We start from the raw sequence: 20,002 nt of genomic DNA, 5'->3' as shown, positions 1-20,002 counted from the left end.
CTGGTGCCGTGACCGGCAATCCCACGAAGCGAATCCGTGCGGGGATCGCAGAAGGGTGGACATTCATGTCCTCAGGCGTGCCGGGGCACTCGGACAATCACTGCGTTCCGGCTCGCGAAGGAATCACCCTCACATTCCCGTTCCTCTCGCGAATCCACTGCTCGAGCTCGCCACCGCCCAGTTCCTTGGTGCCTTCTTCGGTAAGAACTTCGACCGGGCCGAAGATTGTTCCTGAGAAGCCGTTGAGGATGGTGTTCTCGTCGATCTTGACCTTGAAGGAGTTCTCGTCCGCCACCGCATTCGTCAGATCGGCCCCGCAGAGGTTCACGTCCAACAGGGATGCACCCATCAGTCGCGTACCGCGAAAACTCGCCCCTGAGGCATCGACGTCGTAGAACGAAGCCTTGACGAGGTCGGCTCCGTCAAGAGTTGCACCCCGGAGCGTCGCATCGTCGAAGTTTGCCCGTACCAGCGAGGCGTTGGTCAGGTTCGCTCCGGAGAGATCGGCTCCCTCGAGATCTGCACGGTAGAAATCTGCTTCAGTCAGGTTCGTACCGACCAACCTGGCCTCGGTGAACCATGATTCGGAGAAGTTTCCGCCCGACAGGTCTGCGGCGCTGAAGTCGAGGCCCACGGCGTCGAGCCCTTTACCGTCCGATTCCTTGAGCCATTCGTGCAGTCGTTCGGCGGCGGCTCGGTCGGCAGGGAATTCGCGCGGCGCCCAGCCCTTACGGGTACCAGATGACATCATCTTCCCAACCATTCTTCTCGACGATGGATTTAATATCGTCGATCGCTGCCTGATTTGCGTTACGGACATCGAGGATAACGGCGCGGTGTTTATCGACTATCTGTTCTGAGAGTTTCTTGACCCACTTGCCGTTGTTGGCGGGGTCGTACGCTCCCTTGAAGGGCAGCGACTTGTCGCGAACGTTATTGAATGGCGGCCAGTCGGAGTGGACACCCTTAATATCGTAATACCTGTCCGCGCTGGGTGAGTAGAACTCACCGCGATCGGCTTGGGTCGGACGCTGGATGTCGTCGGGAAGTCGCCCGCTGTCACGAAGGTCCAGACCCACCCGCGCTTCATCCTTCGAGGGTTCCGAGATGCCGCCGTTCTTGTCCGGGTCGCGTTGCAGGTGATCGAAGTCCTCAGGGCTGCGCTGTTCCACCTCGTCGAGGTGACCCCAGTGATCGGCCCGCTCTTGCGGAGTGAGTTCCGGGAGCGGTTCATTCACGCGTTCCGCAGGGCTGCCACTGGCCGGGTCCGCACCTTCGGCGTCGCGCCCCCCGGAATCGGAGTCGTGGTGACCGGGAGGCTGCTCGTGCGCTGCTTCAGCCGGGCCGCCTGGCTGGCCCGTGCCCGCCTCGTGCCCCGAAGGGGCACTCTGTCCGGCATCGGTGTGACTGCCACCGGTGGGCCCGTCGCCGTGGCCACCGCCGCTGGGCCCGTCGCCGTGGCCACCGCCGCTGGGCGGTTCGTGGCTGGCTGAGGGGCCGTGTCCGAGGTCGTTGGCGTGACCCCCGGGGAGGTTGTCGCCGGCGTGGCCGGTGGGCATGTGGTCGCCGACTCCGCCTCCGGGGAGGTGGTTGCCGGCGTTGCCTCCGGGGAGGTTGTCGCCGATGTTGTTGCCAGGAAGGTTGTCGCCGGTGCGGCCGATGTCGCCGAGGTCGTTGCCGAAGCTGTCGCCGAGGTGGATGGCATGGTCGCCGGCGTTGGCACCGACGTGTGCCGTGTTGTCGGCGGTGTGGGCGCCCGCGCCGACCAGGGCCGGTTGCCTGTCGGGGGAGGGGGAGCCGGTGTGTGGGGTGTCCGCGCCGGTGTCCGGGGTGATGTCCGGGGAGGGTTCCGGGCGGGCGTCCGCGGCCTTTTGGACGATGTTGCCCTTGTCGTCGAGGAGGTTGCCCTCGCCGTCGAAGTACTGGGCCGGTGCGCCGGGCTCGGTGGGGAGTTTGGTGGCGCCCTCGGGCAGGACGGGCACGTCGTCGGGGAGCTTGATGTTGCCGTCGGGGAGCTTGACCGCCCCGTCCGGGGTCGCCGCCCCCTCGGGCAGGTGTATGGCGCCGTCGGGCAGCTTGAGGGAGCCCTCCGGCAGCACGATCGCATCATCCGGCAGCTTGGGGATCTCGATGTTGCCGATGCCTTTGAGGCCCTTGGCGATGTCGCCGATTTTGGAGATGCCGGCGCCTGCGCCCTTGGCGATGTAGGTCATGGGGTCGATGACCTTGCCGGCTTTGCCGGCGACGGAGAGGACCTTGGCGACGGCTCCGGCCTTGCCGGCTCCGGCTGCGGCGCCGCCTGCGCCGCCGGTGAAGACGGTGGTCAGGACGTTGAACGTGACGGCTCCTGCTGCCCGTCCGGGGTTCTTGACCCATTCGTCCCAGGCGACGAGTGCTTTGCCGGTTTCCTTCATTGCGGTGCGGGAGTCGCGGAGCCAGGAGGGGAGTTTGTCGTCGGGCAGGGTCCAGAAGAGGGTGCTGGCGCCGGGGATGGTGCTGATGGCGAGGCCGGTGGCGAGTTGGGCGAGGCCTTTCCAGGCCTGGCCCATGGCGTCCCAGCCGCCGAACCCGACCAGGGTGCCGAGGCCCTTGATGGTGCCCCAGATCCCGTCGACGATCAGGCCGTCCCAGACGAATGATTTGACCCAGTGGCCGACTTCCCAGACGTGGTGTTTCTCCTCCATGGGGTCGCCCCAGGGGAGTTTCGCGTTCTTGAGGTCGTCGGCGTTGAAGCCGTACTGGTCTTTTCGGTCGGATCCGTCGCCGGCGACCATCTGGGTTCCGCCGAACAGGGCGGTGATTTTGTTGTGGCAGGTGCGTTCGGCGGCCCAGAACGCGGCGACGGTGTTGGTGACGTCGTCGCGGAGCTGGTTGTGCTCGTCGATCTTGTCTTCGTCGTATTCCCAGTCGTCGTCGTCCTTGACCTTGTTCACGAAGTTCGTGGCGTCGGTCTTGAGCTGGGCGAGTTTGGTGACGAGGGGGCGGACTTCGGTGGCGTAGTCCGAGAGGGCGGTGGAGACTTTTTCCAGGTCGTCGCCGAAGGTGTCGGCGCGGTCCTGGACGGGTTTGGTGGAGTCGAAGAGTTTCTCGGCCTCGGGGGCTATGTAGTAGGCGGACAGGCCCTGGAACTGGGTGTGGACGTCCGAGCCGGTGCCGCGGATGTGCCCGGCGTCCGCCTTCAGCCCCGCGTAGTCCTTCTCCAGCTGGCCCAGATCACCGGTGAACTGCGGGATCGCCTCCGGCTTGATCACTTGGACCGCCCCCCGGACATGGTCAGATCACGATCTCGGTCCGTCGCACTCCACGCACCCTGCACACCCTGCGGCTTCGGATTCCACCCGGTCACCCAGCACACCCCCGTGCCCAACTACCCAACTGCCAAAAGTCCATCAAAGCGATCAGGCCATCTGCCCGCCCGCTCAGGTCAGCCGATGTTGTCGACGGCGGCCTTCGCGCGCGTGATGGTGTGCTGCGCGGTGCCGTCGTTCTTCTCCAGCGTCGTCTTCAGCAGCTGGATGATGCTCTTGACCTCCTGCGAGGCCCGGTTCCACCGCAGTTCCTTGCCGTGGTACTCGTCCGAGACGCCGTCCGCGGTGAAGTCCGCCATCGCCGCCTTGACCTGGCCGTCCCGCGCCGCGATCACTTCCTCCAGACGTGCGATCACGACCTGGATGTTGCCCTGCGCATCCGCCGACGCACCCGTGTCGTACGCACGACGGTCACTGCCACCAGCCATCAACAAACACTCCCCGTGAATTCATGAAATCAGCGAACCGGCGAAACTCGTTCGGTCTGTGCACCTTCGAGCAGGGCACAGGTCAGGTCAGCGTCCGCCGAAGCGGGCCGCGTCGAAGTTCGCCGCACCCTGCTGCTGCCGGGCGTTGTCACCCTGCTCCTGGTCACCCGAGCCGAACGCCTGCTCCATGCCCGACTGGCCACCCAGCAGCGCCGACAGCGAACCGTTCAACGCCGCCGTGATCTCGTCCGAACGGTTCTTGAACGAGTCGAACGCCACCCGCCCCGCACCGTTGAACTTCCCCTCCAACGGCGCAGCCGCCTGCACCAGCTGACGGATCAACGTGCCCAAGTCATCACTCGAACCACGCGACTTCGACGTCAGATTCGACAGAACCTGCGCCCCCATGTCGAACTTCATCCGCTTCCCCCTGCCACACCAACTGATCTGATACGACAATATCCTTACTGCTACGGCTCATCGCTTCAACCAGCGGCCCCCCGCTGTGACCAACACAGGACAGAGCCGGGCGACATCGATCGCGTGTGTCCCGGGCGAGCTCGCCGAGCAAGGTGGCGGGTGCAATCGCGTGGTCTTGGTATCCGCGGGAGCCCAGGCCCTCAGGTCGGGTTGGCCAGTCGCCTGACCACGTCCGCGTTCGGCGCCTCGGTCAGTGCCCCGGGCACGACGTGGCTGCTCTTCGTGGGGTCCGACTCCTGAATCATCTCGACCAGGGCGGCGGTCGGTGCGAGGCCTCGGGCCTTTGCGTCGTGGAGCTTCCTGGCCCATCTGGCGCCCTTGTTGAATGCCTCGTCACCGCCCGCCTTGCGGACTTCCCACCCGGCGGCGTCGTCCTCGTCGTTCGCCCATACGTAGCCGATCACCTGACCATGGCTGTCCGCCACTGTCAGGTACCGAACGGGCTTGTTGGACAGATGGCTGTAGCGCGGCGGCCCACCGGGCGCCACGTTGAACAACAGATCCTCGTTCAAGCGCGGATTGGGTCGCTGTTCCCTGTTCATAGGTGGAAGGTCAGCCCTTGCTCGCCAGTTCCTTGAGAACGTTGAGCGTCGGGGCTTCGGTCAGCGAGCCTGGCACGACACCGCTGCCCTTGATGTCGCTCGTGTCCCGGACCAGCTCCGCGAGCAGGGCGGTGGGTGCGAGCCCGCGGGACTTCGCGTCCCGCAGCTTCCTGAGCCACGCGGCACCGGCGTTGATCTCGTTGGGCCCGAGCCCCGGCGGTGTCACCCAGCCGGCGGCGTCGCCCTCGTCGTTCGCCCACACATACCCGAGTGTCTCGCCGCTGTCGGCGGCCACCCGCACGTACTGCACAGGCCCCTGCGCGACACGGTTGTAGCGGGGCGGCCCGGCGACCCGCTTGAGCTGCATGTCCTCTTCGAAGCGCGGATTGGGTTGGTTCTCGCTGGTCATGAGTGTTTCCTCTGTCACTTCGGCAGGACTTCGCCGTATACCTGGACCTTGCCGGCTTCGTCCAGGAAGACCCGGGTCACCCGGTACTCGGAGCCACGTCCGAGAAGGATCTCACGCTCGTCCACGCCGTACTTGCTGACCTTCTCCAGCCACAGCGCGGGCGTCCCCTTCGGGACCCGCAGGTGGAAGATGGCTGGCTTGCCCTTGAAGCTCGGAACGGGGTGGTTGCCGAGCGACGTGGAGAAGTAGCCCTCGTCGGTGAAGGTGCCGCCCTGCATGTCCAGGGGCGAGTCGAGGTCGAGGTGGTCGATACCCGTGCCACGCACGACCATGACGTCCTCCGGGACGGGGCGGGTCGACATCACCCGGTCCATCTCGCTGATGTCGTGCAGCACCTCGGGCCTCGGGCCGCAGTAAGGGTCGCCACGCAGGTAGCCGTTCATGTCCTTGTACGAGGGGAACGAGTCGCCCGTGTAGTCCCGGAGCGCCTGCTGCGCGGACGGGTCCAGGTCCCTCACGTAGTCGTTCCAGTACTCCCGGCCGTAGTCGATCGCATCCATGTCATCGGCGAACGGAACAGTGCCATCGGACAGTTCGGCTGCGGCGACCTGGTGCTTCTCGGCAGTGGTGAGGGCGTCGAAGTCGGCTTCCGACACATGCGGGGTGTACTTGAAGTCGCCTGCCGCACTTCCGACACCCGGACCGTCGGTACCGGGGTGGCTGCCCGTCGCCGCGTCGTCGGCGCCGTGCAGCGCGTCTCCGGCGGCGCCGTGCGGGTCGACATGCCCGCCGGTGTCCCCGGCGTGCGCGGCGTCGTCGGCGTGTGCAGCCGCGTCGTCGGCGTGTGCGCCGCTGTGCGGGGCGTCGTGCCCGTGCGTGCCCGGCACGTCGTGTCCCGGGCCGTGCGGGGTCGTGCCCGGCACGTCGTGCCCTGCGCCCGCCGGGAGGTGGTCACCGGGTACATGCGCTGCCGGTCCGCCGGGTACGTGCCCCGTGGGGCCGCCCGGTACGTGGCCCGCCGGATCGAACGCCGCCGGGGCGGGTCCGAAGGAGCCGCTCGGTACGTGTGCGGCCGGTCCGCCGGGTACGTGGCCTGCGGGGCCGCTGGGTACGTGGCCTGCCGGGTCGAAGGACGCCGGGGCGGGTCCGAAGGAGCCGTTCGGTACGTGTGCGGCCGGTCCGCCGGGTACGTGGCCTGCCGGGTCGAAGGACGCCGGGGCGGGTCCGAACGAGCCGTTCGGTACGTGTGCGGGTGCTCCGCCCGGGACATGGCTGCCCGTACTCGGGACATGGCTGTCCGCGCCACCAGGCACATTGTCGAAGCCGCCCGCATGGACTCCCGGCCCTGCCGTCGGCTGAATCTGCCAGGACGTCGGCAGGCCCGACGTTCCCGGCACGGTGGCGTGCGGGATCGTGCTGTTGGGGGGAATCAGGTTGCCGTTGGGGTCCAGAAGGTGCCCGTCGGGCAACTGGAACGAGCCGTCGGGCAGCTTGGGGATCTCGATGTTGCCGATGCCTTTGAGGCCCTTGGCGATGTCGCCGATTTTGGAGATGCCGGCGCCTGCGCCCTTGGCGATGTAGGTCATGGGGTCGATGACCTTGCCGGCTTTGCCGGCGACGGAGAGGACCTTGGCGACGGCTCCGGCCTTGCCGGCTCCGGCTGCGGCGCCGCCTGCGCCGCCGGTGAAGACGGTGGTCAGGACGTTGAACGTGACCGCGCCCGCTGCCCGTCCGGGGTTCTTGCCCCACTCGTCCCACGCCACCAGCGCCTTGCCGGTTTCCTTCATCGCGGTGCGGGAGTCGCGGAGCCAGGAGGGGAGTTTGTCGTCGGGCAGGGTCCAGAAGAGGGTGCTGGCGCCGGGGATGGTGCTGATGGCGAGGCCGGTGGCGAGTTGGGCGAGGCCTTTCCAGGCCTGGCCCATGGCGTCCCAGCCGCCGAACCCGACCAGGGTGCCGAGGCCCTTGATGGTGCCCCAGATCCCGTCGACGATCAGGCCGTCCCAGACGAATGATTTGACCCAGTGGCCGACTTCCCAGACGTGGTGTTTCTCCTCCATGGGGTCGCCCCAGGGGAGTTTCGCGTTCTTGAGGTCGTCGGCGTTGAAGCCGTACTGGTCTTTTCGGTCGGATCCGTCGCCGGCGACCATCTGGGTTCCGCCGAACAGGGCGGTGATTTTGTTGTGGCAGGTGCGTTCGGCGGCCCAGAACGCGGCGACGGTGTTGGTGACGTCGTCGCGGAGCTGGTTGTGCTCGTCGATCTTGTCTTCGTCGTATTCCCAGTCGTCGTCGTCCTTGACCTTGTTCACGAAGTTCGTGGCGTCGGTCTTGAGCTGGGCGAGTTTGGTGACGAGGGGGCGGACTTCGGTGGCGTAGTCCGAGAGGGCGGTGGAGACTTTTTCCAGGTCGTCGCCGAAGGTGTCGGCGCGGTCCTGGACGGGTTTGGTGGAGTCGAAGAGTTTCTCGGCCTCGGGGGCTATGTAGTAGGCGGACAGGCCCTGGAACTGGGTGTGGACGTCCGAGCCGGTGCCGCGGATGTGCCCGGCGTCCGCCTTCAGCCCCGCGTAGTCCTTCTCCAGCTGGCCCAGATCACCGGTGAACTGCGGGATCGCCTCCGGCTTGATCACTTGGTCTGCACTCCGGGCTTGGTGAGATCCAGATCGGGCACACCGAGCGCCTTGCGCTGGGACTCGGCGGCCATCTCCAGGTCGCCGTTGAGGTAGGCGGTCGTCGCGTCGACCGCACCGGTCAGCGACTTCCCGGCCCGTGCCGCGATGAACTTCAGGTCGCTCGTGGCGTGTTCGGCGTACTGAGACAACGCCAGTGCGACGAGACCACCGGCCGCCTTCTCGCCGTCCTTGCCCCCGCCGTCGCCGCCCTCGGCGGTGATCGTGCCCGCACTCGTCGCCGCCGACGTCAGATGCTCGCCGTACGACTTCGCGTACGTCTCGATCTTCCCTGCCGTCTCACCCGTCGTCTTCAGCACGCCCTGAATACCCTGCGGCTTCAGATCCCACCCGGTCATGCGCTACCTCATGCTCCCCGTTACCGCCTGGCGCCCGCTCAGGTCAGCCGATGTTGTCGACGGCGGCCTTCGCGCGCGTGATGGTGTGCTGCGCGGTGCCGTCGTTCTTCTCCAGCGTCGTCTTCAGCAGCTGGATGATGCTCTTGACCTCCTGCGAGGCCCGGTTCCACCGCAGTTCCTTGCCGTGGTACTCGTCCGAGACGCCGTCCGCGGTGAAGTCCGCCATCGCCGCTTTGACCTGGCCGTCCCGCGCCGCGATCACTTCCTCCAGACGTGCGATCACGACCTGGATGTTGCCCTGCGCATCCGCCGACGCACCCGTGTCGTACGCACGACGGTCACTGCCACCAGCCATCACAAACCCCTACCCCTCGAAAGATCAGCGTCCGCCGAAGCGGGCCGCGTCGAAGTTCGCCGCACCCTGCTGCTGCCGGGCGTTGTCACCCTGCTCCTGGTCACCCGAGCCGAACGCCTGCTCCATGCCCGACTGACCACCCAGCAGCGCCGACAGCGAACCGTTCAACGCCGCCGTGATCTCGTCCGAACGGTTCTTGAACGAGTCGAACGCCACCCGCCCCGCACCGTTGAACTTCCCCTCCAACGGCGCGGCCGCCTGCACCAGCTGACGGATCAACGTGCCCAAGTCATCACTCGAACCACGCGACTTCGACGTCAGATTCGACAGAACCTGCGCCCCCATGTCGAACTTCATTCGCTTCCCCCTGCCACACCAGCTGATCCCATAGGACGCCATCCTTGCGAACCCTGGCCAGGCGGTGCAACCGAGGGGCCCCGCTGTGACCAACACATGACAGATCTGCGGGGGACCCAATGCGCCCGAACAAGGACATCGGCGAACGAATGTTTTTCAGTGCCGTCCCGCCAGCCGGTCCGCCGCCTTGGCGATCGGGTCGGTGGTGGCTTCGGCCGAGGTGAGTTCGCGGCGGTCCGCGGTGCGGTAGGCCGCGTACATGCCGTGGACGCCGATCCAGCGGAAGGGTTCCGGTTCCCAGCGGCGGACGTTGTGGTTGACCCAGGGGAGGGTGGTCAGGTCGGTGGGGCCCGACTGGCCGGAGTCCTGCTGGATCAGGTCGCGCAGGGTGCGGGCGGCGAGGTTGGTGGTGGCGACGCCGGAGCCGACGTAGCCGCCGGCCCAGCCGAGTCCGGTGGAGCGGTCGAGGGTGACCGTGGCGCACCAGTCGCGGGGGACGCCGAGGACGCCGGACCAGGCGTGGTCGATGCGGGCGCCCGCGGTGGTGGGGAAGAAGCGGACCAGGATCTCGCGGAGGGCCTCGATGGTGGCGGGCTGGGTGCGCGCTGTGTCGTTGAAGTGGGCGGCAGCCGAGCCGAAACGGTAGGGGACGCCCCGGCCGCCGAGTGCGATGCGGTCGTCGGCGGTGCGCTGGGCGTACATGTAGGCGTGGGCCATGTCGCCGAGCGTCTCGCGGCCGTCCCAGCCGATGGTGTCCCAGACCGACTTCGGGAGCGGTTCGGTGGCGATCATCGAGGAGTTCATCGGGAGCCAGGTGCGCTTCTGGCCCTTGAGGTTGGCCGTGAAGCCCTCGGTGCAGCGCAGGATGTACGGGGCGCGGACGGTGCCGTACGGGGTGTGGGCGTGCTTGGGTTTGATCTCGGTGACGGGGGTCGACTCATGGATGGTGACGCCGAGCGCCTCGACGGCGTCGGCGAGCCCCTTGACGAGTTTGACCGGGTGCAGGCGGGCGCCGTGCGGCGTCCAGGAGGAGCCGACGGCTCCGGTGACGCGGATGCGTTCGGCGGTCTCGCGGGCGCCGCGCAGGACCCGGTCGGTCTCGCCGAAGGCGATCTCGACGGAGTGGAAGTCCTTGAGGCGGGCCAGCTGGGCCGGTGTGCAGGCCACTTCGAGGACGCCGCCCTGGTGGATGTCGGCGTCGATGTTCTCTTCGGCGGCGACGCGTACGACCTCGTCGACGGTGTCGTTCATCGCCTTCTGGAGGCGGACGGCGGCGTCGTGGCCGTGGAGTTTCGCGTAGCGGTCGCGGCCTGCGATGCCGTTGTAGAGCCAGCCGCCGTTGCGGCCGGAGGCGCCGTAGCCGCAGAACTTCGCCTCGAGGACGGTGATGTTCAGGAAGGGGACGGCCTTCTTGAGGTAATACGCCGTCCAGAGTCCGGTGTATCCGCCGCCGACGATGCAGACGTCTGCGGTGGTGTCGCCGGGCAGGGGCTCACGCGGGACGGGCGTGCCTTGGTCCGCGTACCAGAACGATATTCCGCCGTTGACCGTGCTGACGGTGCTCATGTTGCCCCTGCTTGTTTGTGTGCAGCCGAGTTCCTGTGGGGCGGGACGTTACTGCGCGGAGGCGGTTCCGTCCTCCCCCGGGTGAGCGGATAGCACGCGAGGCCGATGAGGACGGCGGTGATGTGGCCGAGGTCGGTGAAGGTGCGGTCGGTGAGGAGGGGGATGCCGTAGACGACGAGGACGGCGAAGAGGTAGGCGTACCGCCAGGGTCGGGGGGCGTGGTACGTGAGGACGGCGACGACGCCCGCGAGTGCGTAACTGACCCCGACGTCCAGCGTGTTGACCGCGGACACGGGTGCCTGTCCGTGGCGGACGGCCCAGGCGAGGACGCCCTCGCTGACGAGGGTGGCCAGGACGTGCGCGAGCGCGGCGACCGCGAACCAGCGCAGCGTGCCGAGCCAGCGTTCGGCAGGGGCGTGGAAGGCGGTGAAGAGGAAGGCGTACGGGAACCACTTGCCGCCGTCGATCCAGAAGGCGCTGGAGATGAGGACGCGTACCGGGTCGCGGACCAGCTCGTGGATGTTGGTCGAGTGTTGACGCAGGAAGTCCTCCTCGAAGTCGGGGGACATCTGATGCACCACGACGGTGGTGACGAAGAGGATCGCCAGCCAGATGTACGTGCCGGGCGCGCTGCGGATCCAGAAGTGGACGGCGCGCAGGGTGCGCGTCGGGAGGGGGAGCGGGTTCGTGGGCGGGGCCGGGCTGCTGGGGGGCATAACCGATTGACGCACGGGCCTACGATCGGGTGCGTGATTGACATTCCGGACGCGCTGATCGCCACCCGGTCCAAGGACAGCGGCGAGACCGGGCGGGCGTTCCTGGCCGCGCTCCCGGGGCTCGCGGACCGGTTCCTGGGCGAGTGGGGGCTGCGGCTGGACGGGGCCGCGATGCACGGGATGTGCGCGCTGGTGCTGCCGGTGGTCCGCGCGTCGGACGGCCGGCGGGCGGCGCTGAAGCTCCAGGCAGCGGACGAGGAGACGGCGGGGGAGCCGGTCGCTCTGCGTGCGTGGGGCGAGGCGGGCGCCGGGGCGGTGGGACTGCTCGGCCACGACGTCGGGACCGGCACGATGCTGCTGGAACGGCTGGACGAGCGGCGGCCGCTGTCGGCTGTGGCGGACGAGCGGGCGGCGGTCGAGGTGCTCGCGGGGCTGTTGGCCCGGCTGACATCCGTACCGGCGCCGGACGGGCTGCGACGGCTGGGGGATGCCGTGGAGCGGATACTGGACGGGGTGGAGCGGGCGGTGGCGGGGCTGGCGGACGCGGAGGAGCGGCGACTGCTGGTGGACTGTGCGGCGGCCGTACGGGAGGTGGCGGGCGAGCCGGGGGACCGGCTGCTCCACTGGGACCTGCACTACGACAACATCCTGGCCGGACGGGCGGAGGAGGGCCGGGCGCACGAGTGGGTCGCGCTGGACCCGAAACCGCTGGCCGGGGACCCCGGCTTCGATCTGATGCCCGCCCTGCACAACCGGTTCGACGCGTCGACGGTGCGGTGGCGGTTCGACCTGATGACGGAGGTCCTCGGTCTTGACCGGGAGCGGGCGCGTGCCTGGACGCTGGGGCGGGCGCTGCAGAACAGCATCTGGGACGTGACGGACGGGGAGAGCCGTTTGGGGCCGGAGCAGGCGGAGATCGCCCGGCAGCTGCTGGGCCGGGGGTAGAGGGAAGTCGGTGGCGGCGGCTGCTTACGCTGCCCCCATGATTCGTACTGCTACTGCTGCCGATGTCCCTGTCATCCATTCCATGGTCCGCGAACTCGCCGAGTACGAGAAGGCGCTCCACGAGGCGAACGCCACCGAGGAGCAACTGCACGAGGCGTTGTTCGGCGAGCGGCCCGCGGCGTATGCGCACATCGCCGAGTCGGACGAGGACGGGGAGATCGTGGGCTTCGCGCTCTGGTTCCTGAACTTCTCGACGTGGCGCGGGGTGCACGGCATTTACCTGGAGGACCTGTACGTACGCCCCGACCGGCGCGGCGGCGGGCACGGCAAGGCGCTGCTGAGGGAGCTGGCGCGGATCTGTGTGGAGCGGGGGTACGAGCGTCTGGAGTGGTCGGTGCTGAACTGGAACGCCCCGTCCATCGCGTTCTACGAGTCGCTGGGCGCGCGGCCGCAGGACGAGTGGACGGTGTACCGGCTGACGGACGGGGCGCTGGCGGAGCTCGGCGGCTGACCTTCCCTTAGGTCCTGTCGTCGGACTGCCGTCTGCGGACGACGACGGCGGTTCGACAAGAGCCCTCAGAGCCTGTCGGGTGACCTCTGATCGGGCGGCCACGCCCTGGCACGCACGCTTCCCGCGTTGCCGAAATGTCCTAGTAGCTCCTTCCCCAAGCTCTCAGCTTCGTTCGAGCAGGGGAGACCCCATCCGAGGACATCCCGCCGCCTTGGAATCGCACGCACCAGGCCACGTCCGCTATCCGATCGAAGGTCACCCGACAGGCTCTCAGGGGACGAGGACGACCTTGCCCATCGTGCCGCGCGTCTCCAGGGCGCGGTGGGCGGCGGCCGCCTCGGCGAGCGGGAAGCGCTGGACGGCGGGACGCAGGCGGCCCGCGGCGGCTTCGGCGAGCGAGCGTTCTTCGAGGACGCGCAGGCCGCCCGCCTTCTGCATCATCGCCGGGCCGAGGACGCCCCGGGAGGTGATGCCGCGTTCGGCGAGCTCCTCGTCGGTGAAGGTGAGCGGGGACCCGTCGTGAAGTCCCTCGCCGGACCAGCCGAAGACGATGTGCTGCCCGCCCTTGCCGAGGAGGTCGACGGCGGTGCGCGCGGTGACGCCGCCGACGGAGTCGTAGACGACGGTGGCGCGGCGGCCGAGGCCGTCGAGGTAGGTATGGACCCGGGCCGGCCAGTCGGGGAGGGTGTAGTCGACGGCGAGGTCGGCGCCGTTGTCCTTCACCGCCGCGACCTTGGCGGGTCCGCCGGCGAGGCCGATGACGGTGGCTCCGGCGTGCTTGGCGTACTGGACGAGCAGGGTGCCGATGCCGCCCGCCGCGGCGGGGACGACGGCGACCGAGTCGGGGCCGAGCTCGGTGAACTGCAGGATGCCCAGGGCGGTGCGGCCGGTGCCGATCATGGCGACGGCCTCGGCCTCGTCGAGGCCGGGCGGGATCGGGTGGAGCTTGTCGGCGTCGGTGACGGTGAGTTCGGCGTAGCCGCCGGGGGCCATGCCGAGGTGGGCGACGACGTGCCTGCCCAGCCAGCCGGGGTCGGTGCCCTCACCGAGCGCGTCGACCGTTCCGGCGACTTCGCGGCCGGGGACGGTGGGCAGCTCGGCGGGGGCCGGGAACGGCCCTGTCATGCCCTCGCGCAGGGCGGTGTCGAGGAGGTGCACACCGGCCGCGGCGACGGCGATCCGGACCTGGCCGGGGCCGGGCACCGGGTCGTCGGCCGTCTCGTACGTGAGGTTCTCGGCGGGTCCGAAGGTGTGGAGGCGGACGGCATGCATGGTGGGCTCCCCAGGTCGGCTGGCTCTCGGGGATCACCCTCCGACCTCAACCCTGCTCGAGGTCAAGGGCGGGTCGGGACGTCCGGGACCGTGCGCTCGCTCCGACGGCGAGCAGGGCCGCTTCCAGCCCGCTGTTGAACGACACCTCGCTGAGCAGTCCGGGCGCGGCGACCTGGTCGCCCGCCAGGTAGATGCCGTCGCCGCGGTCGATGGCGGGACGGTCCCGCCAGGTGGCGCCGGGCCGGTCGACCGCGCCCGTACGGCCGACGGCAAGGGCCTCGCGCCGCCACTCGATGCGGTCGCGCCAGCCCGGGTGGCCGAAGTCGAGGAGCTCTTCGGCGCGGGCGATTCCGGCGGCCTTCGACTCGCCGGGGGCGACGGGGAACTGGCCCTGGACGAGCCGTCGGCCCGCCGGGGCGAGGGTGCGCTCCTGGGCGCTGCTGTGCTTTCCCGGTGGACGCCCCGGGACCTCCTGTTCGATCCAGCCGGGGGCGTCCAGGTCACAGACGGCGGACGCGTCGCCGCGCCGGGTGCGCAGGGCCAGGTCGATGAGGGCGGTCCTGCCGCTGTCCCAGGTCAGGGTGGGGTCGTTGAGCAGGCCGCGGGCGGCGTCGAGGGAGGTGGCGACGACGACCGGGCCGGTCCGGGCCAGGGTGTCGAGGGTGCCCGGGGCGATCCGGGTCGCCGTCTCGATCCGGACGCTCATGTTCCAGGCGCGGGCGGCCATCCGGTCGATGATCTGCGCCCAGCCGCCGACCGGGTGGCGCGCCTCGGGCGGCAGCGCGGCGGCGCGGCGCAGCCGTTCCTGGACGAACGCGGCGGAGAGCGAACCGGGGTCGTGGTGGAAGAGCGCGACGGCGGCGTAGTGCGCGGCCGCGCGGGCGGTCTCCTCGCCGGCCCGGCCGGTGGCCCAGGTACGGAAGTCGGTGTCGACGGGGGCCTGTCCGGCGCGGCGGCGGGTGAGCCGGAGGAGGCCGGGGGGCGGGGTGCGGCGCAGGGTGCCGCCCAGCCGGAAACGGAGCCGGGTGGCTCGGAGGAGCGGCACCGTGGCGACCGGGCCGATGAGATCGCGCTGTGCGAGCCAGGCCCAGTGCGGTCCGTGGCGGTAGAGGGCGTGGGGTCCTTCGTTGGTGCGGTACGGGCCCTCGGTGGTCCTGGCGCGGCCGCCGAGCGTGTGGTGGGCCTCGTGGACTGTCACCAGGGCGCCGGACTCGGCGGCTGTGATCGCTGCGGTGAACCCGGCGAGTCCGCCGCCGATGATGTGGATGCGCTGCATGCGTCCCTGTCTCCTCGTCGTCGTGAACGATGACAAAGAGGTGACGTCCGAAGAGGGCCTGGGTGTGACATCGGCGCGGGGGCGTTGTCAGTGGCGTGGGTCACGATGGGGCCATGGCACGTAACAGCAGGAGTGGTGGCGGGAAGGATGCCGTGGCGGCGGCGCGGCGGCCGGAGGTGCGGTTGCCGCCGCTCGTTCCGTACGACGGGGAGGGGCTGGAACCGGACGGGGACTATGACGGTGTGCGGTTCGAGGGGACGGACTTCGCGGACGAGTCGGGTCCGGGCGCCCGGTTCATGGACTGTGCGCTGGAGGGATGCGCGCTCGACCGTACGGAGCTGATCAGGGCCCGCTTCATCGACTCGGTCCTGACGGGGGTGCGGGGGGTGGGCACCGATCTCGCGGGGGCGTCGCTGCGCGATGTGGAGGTGGTGGACGCGCGGCTGGGCGGGGTGCAGCTGCACGGCGCGGTGCTGGAGAGGGTCCATGTGCGCGGCGGGAAGATCGACTATCTGAACCTGCGCACAGCACGGCTGAAGGACGTGGTCTTCGAGGGCTGTGTGCTGTCGGAGCCGGACTTCGGGGACGCGCAGCTGGTGCGAGTGGAGTTCCGGGACTGTGTGCTGAAACGGGCCGACTTCAGTTCGGTACGGATGGAGTCGGTGGACCTGCGGACGGCCGCCGAGCTGGACATCGCGCGTGGGGTGGAGCGGCTGGCGGGGGCGGTGATCAGCCCGGTGCAGCTGATGGAACTGGCCCCGGCGTTCGCGGCGCAGATCGGGGTGCGGGTGGAGGCGTAGGGGGTGTGCCCGGATCTGCTCGTCAGACCCGGGGGAAGCGGGCCTGGAGGTCCCAGATCACGGGGTTGTCGGCGAGCCCCTCGTGCATGTCGGCGAGGTCCGCGATCAGGTCGTGCAGGAAGTCGCGGGCCTCGCGGCGCAGCAGGGAGTGGCTGAAGGTGAGCGGGGGTTCGTCGCCGGGCATCCAGTCGGCTTCGACATCGACCCAGCCGAAGCGGCGCTCGAAGAGCATCCGGTCGGACGACTCAGTGAAGTCCAGCTCGGCGAACTGCCGCCGGTGCGAGCGGCTGCCGCGGGGGTCCTGGTCGATCTGCTCGACGATGTCGCAGAGCGCCCAGGCGAAGTCGAGCACGGGCACCCATCCCCAGGCTGTGGATACCTCGCGGTCCGCCTTGGTGTCCGCGAGGTAGACGTCCCCGGAGAACAGATCGTGCCGCAGGGCGTGGACGTCCGCGCGGCGGTAGTCGGTCTGCGGGGGATCGGGGAAGCGTCGGGAGAGGGAGTAGCCGATGTCGAGCACAGTTCGATGGTGTCATGCCCGGGGGTGCGTCAACGCCGGAGCGGCGGGTTGCCCCACGTCCCACGGCCCCGGGACCGCGGGCGCGTGGCGCTGCGGCGGTCCTTGTCGCAGGCGGCCCGGCTCACGGCAGCAGCCGCTGCTCCTTCGCCACGGCCACGGCGCCCGCGCGGGTGTCGACGCCGAGTTTGTCGTAGATGCGGCCCAGGTGCGTCTTGACCGTGGCCTCGCTGATGAACAGGGCCCGGGCGATGTCCCGGTTGCCCAGGCCCTGGGACAGCTGGCCCAGGATGTCGCGTTCGCGGTCGGTGAGCGTCGGCAGGGGACGGCGCATGCGGGCCATGACACGGCTGGCGACCGGTGGGGAGAGGGTGGTGCGGCCCTGGGCCGCCGAGCGGATCGCGGCGAACAGTTCCTCCGGGCGTTCCGCCTTCAGCAGATAGCCGGTGGCGCCCGCCTCGATGGCGCGGGTGATGTCGGCGTCCGTGTCGTACGTCGTGAGGACGAGGACGTGGACGCCGGTCGCCGCGATGCGACGGGTGGCCTCGACGCCGTCGATTCCTTCGCCCAGTTGGAGGTCCATCAGGACGACGTCCGGGGTGAGCCGGGCGGCCAGGGCGACGGCTTCCTCGCCGCTTCCCGCCTCGCCGACGACCTCGATGTCCGGTTCGCTGCCGAGGAGGGCGAGCAGTCCGGCGCGTACGACGGCGTGGTCGTCGCAGAGCAGGATCCGTACGGCGGGTGAGGTCATGAGGGTTCCTCCGACGAGGGCGACGGGGCGGGGGCGGGCAGGGGTACCGCGGCGGAGACGACGGTTCCCTCGCCCGGTGCCGATTCGATCGTGAGCGTGCCGCCGAGCTGGTGCAGCCGGGCGCGTATCGCGGGCAGCCCGTGGCCGCGTACGCCCGCTGCCGGACGCAGGGCGGCCGGTGCGGGCGGGGTGAAGCCGCGGCCGTTGTCGGCGATGTCCAGGACGGTCCGGTCGTCCAGGTGGGTCAGTGTCAGCGCGGCCTCCGTGGCGTCCGCGTGCTCCCTCACATTGGCCAGCGCGCCCTGGGCGATGCGCAGCAGTGCGGACTGCACCCGGTCGGGCAGTGCCGCGTGCGGCGTCCCCTCCACATGGCAGCGGACCGTGAACAGCCCCTGGCCCTGCACCGTTTCGCGGGCGGCCAGTGCGTGCAGCGCCGCCTCCAGGCCGCCGCCCTCCGCGAGATCGGCCGGTGCCAGGTCGTGGACGAAGCGGCGGGCTTCGGCGAGGTTGCGTTCGGCGATGCCTGTGGCCGTACGGACGTGGCGGCGGGCGGTCGCCTGGTCCGCGTCCCAGGTGCGGTCCGCGGCCTGGAGCAGCATCTGCTGGCTGGACAGGCCCTGCGCGAGGGTGTCGTGGATCTCCATGGAGAGCCGCTGGCGTTCGGCGAGGGTGCCTTCGCGGCGTTCGGTGGCGGCGAGTTCGCGGCGGGTACGCAGCAGATCGTCGATCAGTTCGCGCTGGTGCACGGCCTGGCGCTGCATATGGACGAAGACCGCGGTCGCGATGGCCGCCACGGCGGGGGGCGCGAGTACCAGATTCGGGTCGAAGCCGTGGGCCAGCCGCAGCTGCGCGGCCACGACGAACACGGTGAGCAGGGCGACGAGGGCGAGCGCGGCGCGCGGCGGGAGCAGCCGCAGCCCGGTGTAGAAGAGCGGCACCGCGCACCAGGCGAAGCTCGGCGCGAGGACGACGAGCACCATCCACACGGCCACGAGCACGGCGAGCCAGGCCAGCCGGCGCGGGGTGGGGCGTGAGCCGAGCACCGGGCCCAGCAGATACAGCGCGGCGAGCGCGACGGACAGCGCGATGATCCACGGGGTGCGGTCCTCGCCCGGGTGGCGGAGCAGGAAGCGGGCCAGGGAGGCGCCGAGCAGCAGGAAGAACGCGGCGTGCATGAGCAGCGCGAGCCACCGGGCATCCGGGTCGGCGGCTTCGGTTGGGTGCTCCACCTCGTACCTCGTCCTCCCTGCCGACTGCCGAAGAGCTGCTGCTGACCTGCGCAGATACATCCATGGTGACCCGGTGGGGCCACCCCCGCATCAACCGATCGGCTGATGGGGCCGTCAGCCGTCCTGCCCGCGGTGTCGAGCCGGTACGTCGACGTTACGGGACCGGATCCGGCCGGAGGATCGAACGCAGAGCCGGACACCGCCTGACCGGAACACCGCCTGACCGGAACACCGCCCGGGCGGAAACACCGTCGAATCGTCGAGGAGCCCCACCATGAAGAAGATGTCGCTGCGCACCCGTGTCCTCACCGGTGCTGTCGTCGCCGCCGCGCTCGGTGCCGGAACCTTCGGTGCCATGTCCGCGAGCGCCTCCGCCCCGGCCGCTGCCCCGGCCGCCGCCGTCACGGCCGACACGGCGAACCGGAACCTCCAGCAGACCACCCATCTGACCGTCGCCGCCGCCACCGAGGCCGCGCGCGCGGCCCTCGACGCCGCCGAGAAGGAGAACCAGCGTGTCTCGGTCGCCGTCGTCGACCGGAACGGCAACACCGTCGTGACGCTGCGCGGCGACGGCTCCGGCCCGCAGGCGTACGAGTCCGCCGAGAAGAAGGCGTACACCGCCGTCTCCTGGAACGCCCCCACCTCCGTGCTCGCCGGCCGTCTGGCGCAGGCCCCGAACCTGAAGGACATCCCTGGCACCCTGTTCCTCGCGGGCGGCGCCCCGGTGCAGGTCAAGGGTGCACCGGTGGCCGGCATCGGAGTGGCCGGTGCCCCCAGCGGCGACCTCGACGAGAAGTTCGCCCAGGCGGGCGTCGCCGCGCTCGCGAAGTAGGACAGCCGACCACAGCCCGGGAGAGACCACGGATGAACGCCCTCGATCACGACCTGCTCCGAGCCGCGCGCACCGGTGACGCCGATGCCGCACGCACCGCGATCGAGGGCGGCGCCCGCGTCGACGCCCGCGACGAGGAGCGGCGTACCCCGCTGCTCCTCGCCGTCCACGGCGACCACGTCGAGCTCGCACGGCTGCTCGTCGAGGCGGGTGCGGACCCCGATGCGCAGGACCGGCGCGAGGACAGTCCCTGGCTGGCGACCGGCGTCACCGGCAGCGTCGCGATGCTGCGCACCCTGCTGCCGGCCGGTCCCGATCTGAAGCTCCGTAACCGGTTCGGCGGCATCGCGCTGATCCCGGCGAGCGAGCGCGGCCATGTCGGTTACGTACGGGAGCTGCTCCGCGTCACGGACATCGATGTCGACCACGTCAACCGGCTCGGCTGGACCGCCCTGCTGGAGGCCGTGATCCTGGGCGACGGCGGCCGGGCGCACCAGGAGATCGTCGAACTGCTGCTGGCGGCGGGCGCGACCCCCGGTCTGCCGGACGGCGACGGGGTGACGGCGCTGGAACACGCGGAGCGGCGCGGGTTCGCGGAGATCGCGGCGCTGCTGCGGAACCGGGATCCGAGGTGAGCATCCGCCGATCCGCCAAACCGACATTCCGCACATAGGATCATCGGTGTG

General features: G+C 69.8%; 22 protein-coding genes. 5 read left to right on the top strand and 17 right to left on the bottom strand.

Annotated elements, in window-relative coordinates:
- Nucleotides 1-97: 97 nt before the first annotated feature.
- From OG972_RS19090 to OG972_RS19035, 12 genes are all read right to left on the bottom strand, one after another.
- A complete protein-coding gene (locus tag OG972_RS19090) occupies nt 98-763 on the bottom strand; it encodes a pentapeptide repeat-containing protein (protein WP_266983104.1) in 666 nt (221 codons plus the stop codon).
- On the bottom strand, nt 729-3,251 hold the full coding sequence (locus tag OG972_RS19085; protein WP_266983102.1) for a hypothetical protein: 2,523 nt from the start codon (nt 3,249-3,251) through the stop codon (nt 729-731). Before OG972_RS19085 ends, OG972_RS19090 begins: the two co-directional genes overlap by 35 nt.
- 173 nt (nt 3,252-3,424) lie before the next feature.
- On the bottom strand, nt 3,425-3,736 hold the full coding sequence (locus tag OG972_RS19080; RefSeq protein WP_266983096.1) for a pore-forming ESAT-6 family protein: 312 nt from the start codon (nt 3,734-3,736) through the stop codon (nt 3,425-3,427).
- An 87-nt stretch (nt 3,737-3,823) separates the two neighbouring features.
- Nucleotides 3,824-4,156, bottom strand: coding sequence for a hypothetical protein (locus OG972_RS19075; RefSeq protein WP_266983094.1), 333 nt, complete (start codon nt 4,154-4,156; stop codon nt 3,824-3,826).
- A gap of 200 nt (nt 4,157-4,356) precedes the next feature.
- On the bottom strand, nt 4,357-4,728 hold the full coding sequence (locus tag OG972_RS19070) for a hypothetical protein (RefSeq protein WP_266983101.1): 372 nt from the start codon (nt 4,726-4,728) through the stop codon (nt 4,357-4,359).
- 40 nt (nt 4,729-4,768) lie between these two features.
- On the bottom strand, nt 4,769-5,167 hold the full coding sequence (locus OG972_RS19065) for a hypothetical protein (RefSeq protein WP_266983099.1): 399 nt from the start codon (nt 5,165-5,167) through the stop codon (nt 4,769-4,771).
- Between the two features lie 14 nt (nt 5,168-5,181).
- Entirely contained in the window at nt 5,182-7,791 is a 2,610-nt protein-coding gene (locus OG972_RS19060) for an ADP-ribosyltransferase (RefSeq protein ID WP_266983098.1), read from the bottom strand.
- Nucleotides 7,788-8,189 carry a DUF6507 family protein gene (locus tag OG972_RS19055; RefSeq protein ID WP_266983097.1) on the bottom strand — a complete coding sequence of 134 codons (402 nt, stop codon included), beginning with the start codon at nt 8,187-8,189 and terminating at the stop codon, nt 7,788-7,790. Before OG972_RS19055 ends, OG972_RS19060 begins: the two co-directional genes overlap by 4 nt.
- 43 nt (nt 8,190-8,232) lie before the next feature.
- A complete protein-coding gene (locus OG972_RS19050) occupies nt 8,233-8,544 on the bottom strand; it encodes a pore-forming ESAT-6 family protein (protein ID WP_266983096.1) in 312 nt (103 codons plus the stop codon).
- 24 nt (nt 8,545-8,568) lie between these two features.
- Nucleotides 8,569-8,901 (bottom strand): hypothetical protein, encoded by a 333-nt coding sequence (locus OG972_RS19045; protein WP_266983094.1) that lies wholly within the window; start codon nt 8,899-8,901, stop codon nt 8,569-8,571.
- A 156-nt stretch (nt 8,902-9,057) separates the two neighbouring features.
- A complete protein-coding gene (locus OG972_RS19040; RefSeq protein ID WP_266983092.1) occupies nt 9,058-10,467 on the bottom strand; it encodes an FAD-binding oxidoreductase in 1,410 nt (469 codons plus the stop codon).
- On the bottom strand, nt 10,464-11,183 hold the full coding sequence (locus tag OG972_RS19035) for a rhomboid-like protein (RefSeq protein WP_266990582.1): 720 nt from the start codon (nt 11,181-11,183) through the stop codon (nt 10,464-10,466). The genes OG972_RS19040 and OG972_RS19035 overlap by 4 nt, the downstream gene beginning before the upstream one ends.
- Nucleotides 11,184-11,216: 33 nt before the next feature.
- On the opposite strand from OG972_RS19035, the gene OG972_RS19030 reads away from it, so the two are divergent.
- Complete coding sequence (locus tag OG972_RS19030; protein WP_266983090.1) at nt 11,217-12,128, top strand: aminoglycoside phosphotransferase family protein; 912 nt, start codon at nt 11,217-11,219, stop codon at nt 12,126-12,128.
- A 37-nt stretch (nt 12,129-12,165) separates the two neighbouring features.
- Nucleotides 12,166-12,639 carry a GNAT family N-acetyltransferase gene (locus OG972_RS19025; RefSeq protein ID WP_266983088.1) on the top strand — a complete coding sequence of 158 codons (474 nt, stop codon included), beginning with the start codon at nt 12,166-12,168 and terminating at the stop codon, nt 12,637-12,639.
- A gap of 270 nt (nt 12,640-12,909) precedes the next feature.
- On the opposite strand, the gene OG972_RS19020 is transcribed toward OG972_RS19025, so the two are convergent.
- Entirely contained in the window at nt 12,910-13,911 is a 1,002-nt protein-coding gene (locus OG972_RS19020) for a zinc-binding dehydrogenase (RefSeq protein ID WP_266983086.1), read from the bottom strand.
- A gap of 46 nt (nt 13,912-13,957) precedes the next feature.
- Complete coding sequence (locus OG972_RS19015) at nt 13,958-15,187, bottom strand: NAD(P)-binding protein (protein ID WP_266983084.1); 1,230 nt, start codon at nt 15,185-15,187, stop codon at nt 13,958-13,960.
- Between the two features lie 113 nt (nt 15,188-15,300).
- On the opposite strand from OG972_RS19015, the gene OG972_RS19010 reads away from it, so the two are divergent.
- Nucleotides 15,301-15,987 (top strand): pentapeptide repeat-containing protein, encoded by a 687-nt coding sequence (locus tag OG972_RS19010; RefSeq protein WP_266983082.1) that lies wholly within the window; start codon nt 15,301-15,303, stop codon nt 15,985-15,987.
- A gap of 22 nt (nt 15,988-16,009) precedes the next feature.
- On the opposite strand, the gene OG972_RS19005 is transcribed toward OG972_RS19010, so the two are convergent.
- The 3 genes from OG972_RS19005 to OG972_RS18995 all read right to left on the bottom strand — a co-directional run bounded on the left by OG972_RS19005 (nt 16,010) and on the right by OG972_RS18995 (nt 18,430).
- Nucleotides 16,010-16,507: a hypothetical protein gene (locus OG972_RS19005; protein WP_037692856.1), complete on the bottom strand. Its 498-nt coding sequence runs from the start codon at nt 16,505-16,507 to the stop codon at nt 16,010-16,012.
- Between the two features lie 121 nt (nt 16,508-16,628).
- Nucleotides 16,629-17,255: a response regulator transcription factor gene (locus OG972_RS19000; protein ID WP_266983079.1), complete on the bottom strand. Its 627-nt coding sequence runs from the start codon at nt 17,253-17,255 to the stop codon at nt 16,629-16,631.
- Nucleotides 17,252-18,430, bottom strand: coding sequence for a sensor histidine kinase (locus OG972_RS18995; RefSeq protein WP_266990580.1), 1,179 nt, complete (start codon nt 18,428-18,430; stop codon nt 17,252-17,254). Before OG972_RS18995 ends, OG972_RS19000 begins: the two co-directional genes overlap by 4 nt.
- Before the next feature lie 328 nt (nt 18,431-18,758).
- Between OG972_RS18995 and OG972_RS18990 the strand changes: the two genes are divergently transcribed.
- Nucleotides 18,759-19,316, top strand: a complete 558-nt coding sequence (locus OG972_RS18990) for a heme-binding protein (protein ID WP_266983077.1) — start codon at nt 18,759-18,761, stop codon at nt 19,314-19,316.
- Between the two features lie 32 nt (nt 19,317-19,348).
- Entirely contained in the window at nt 19,349-19,951 is a 603-nt protein-coding gene (locus OG972_RS18985; RefSeq protein WP_266983075.1) for an ankyrin repeat domain-containing protein, read from the top strand.
- Nucleotides 19,952-20,002: the final 51 nt, after the last annotated feature.

It is taken from the genome of Streptomyces sp. NBC_01669 (assembly GCF_026339735.1).
Lineage (GTDB): Bacteria > Actinomycetota > Actinomycetes > Streptomycetales > Streptomycetaceae > Streptomyces > Streptomyces yanii.
Note: the sequence above shows the minus strand (reverse complement) of the source record. Positions and strands in the feature narration are given on the sequence as shown.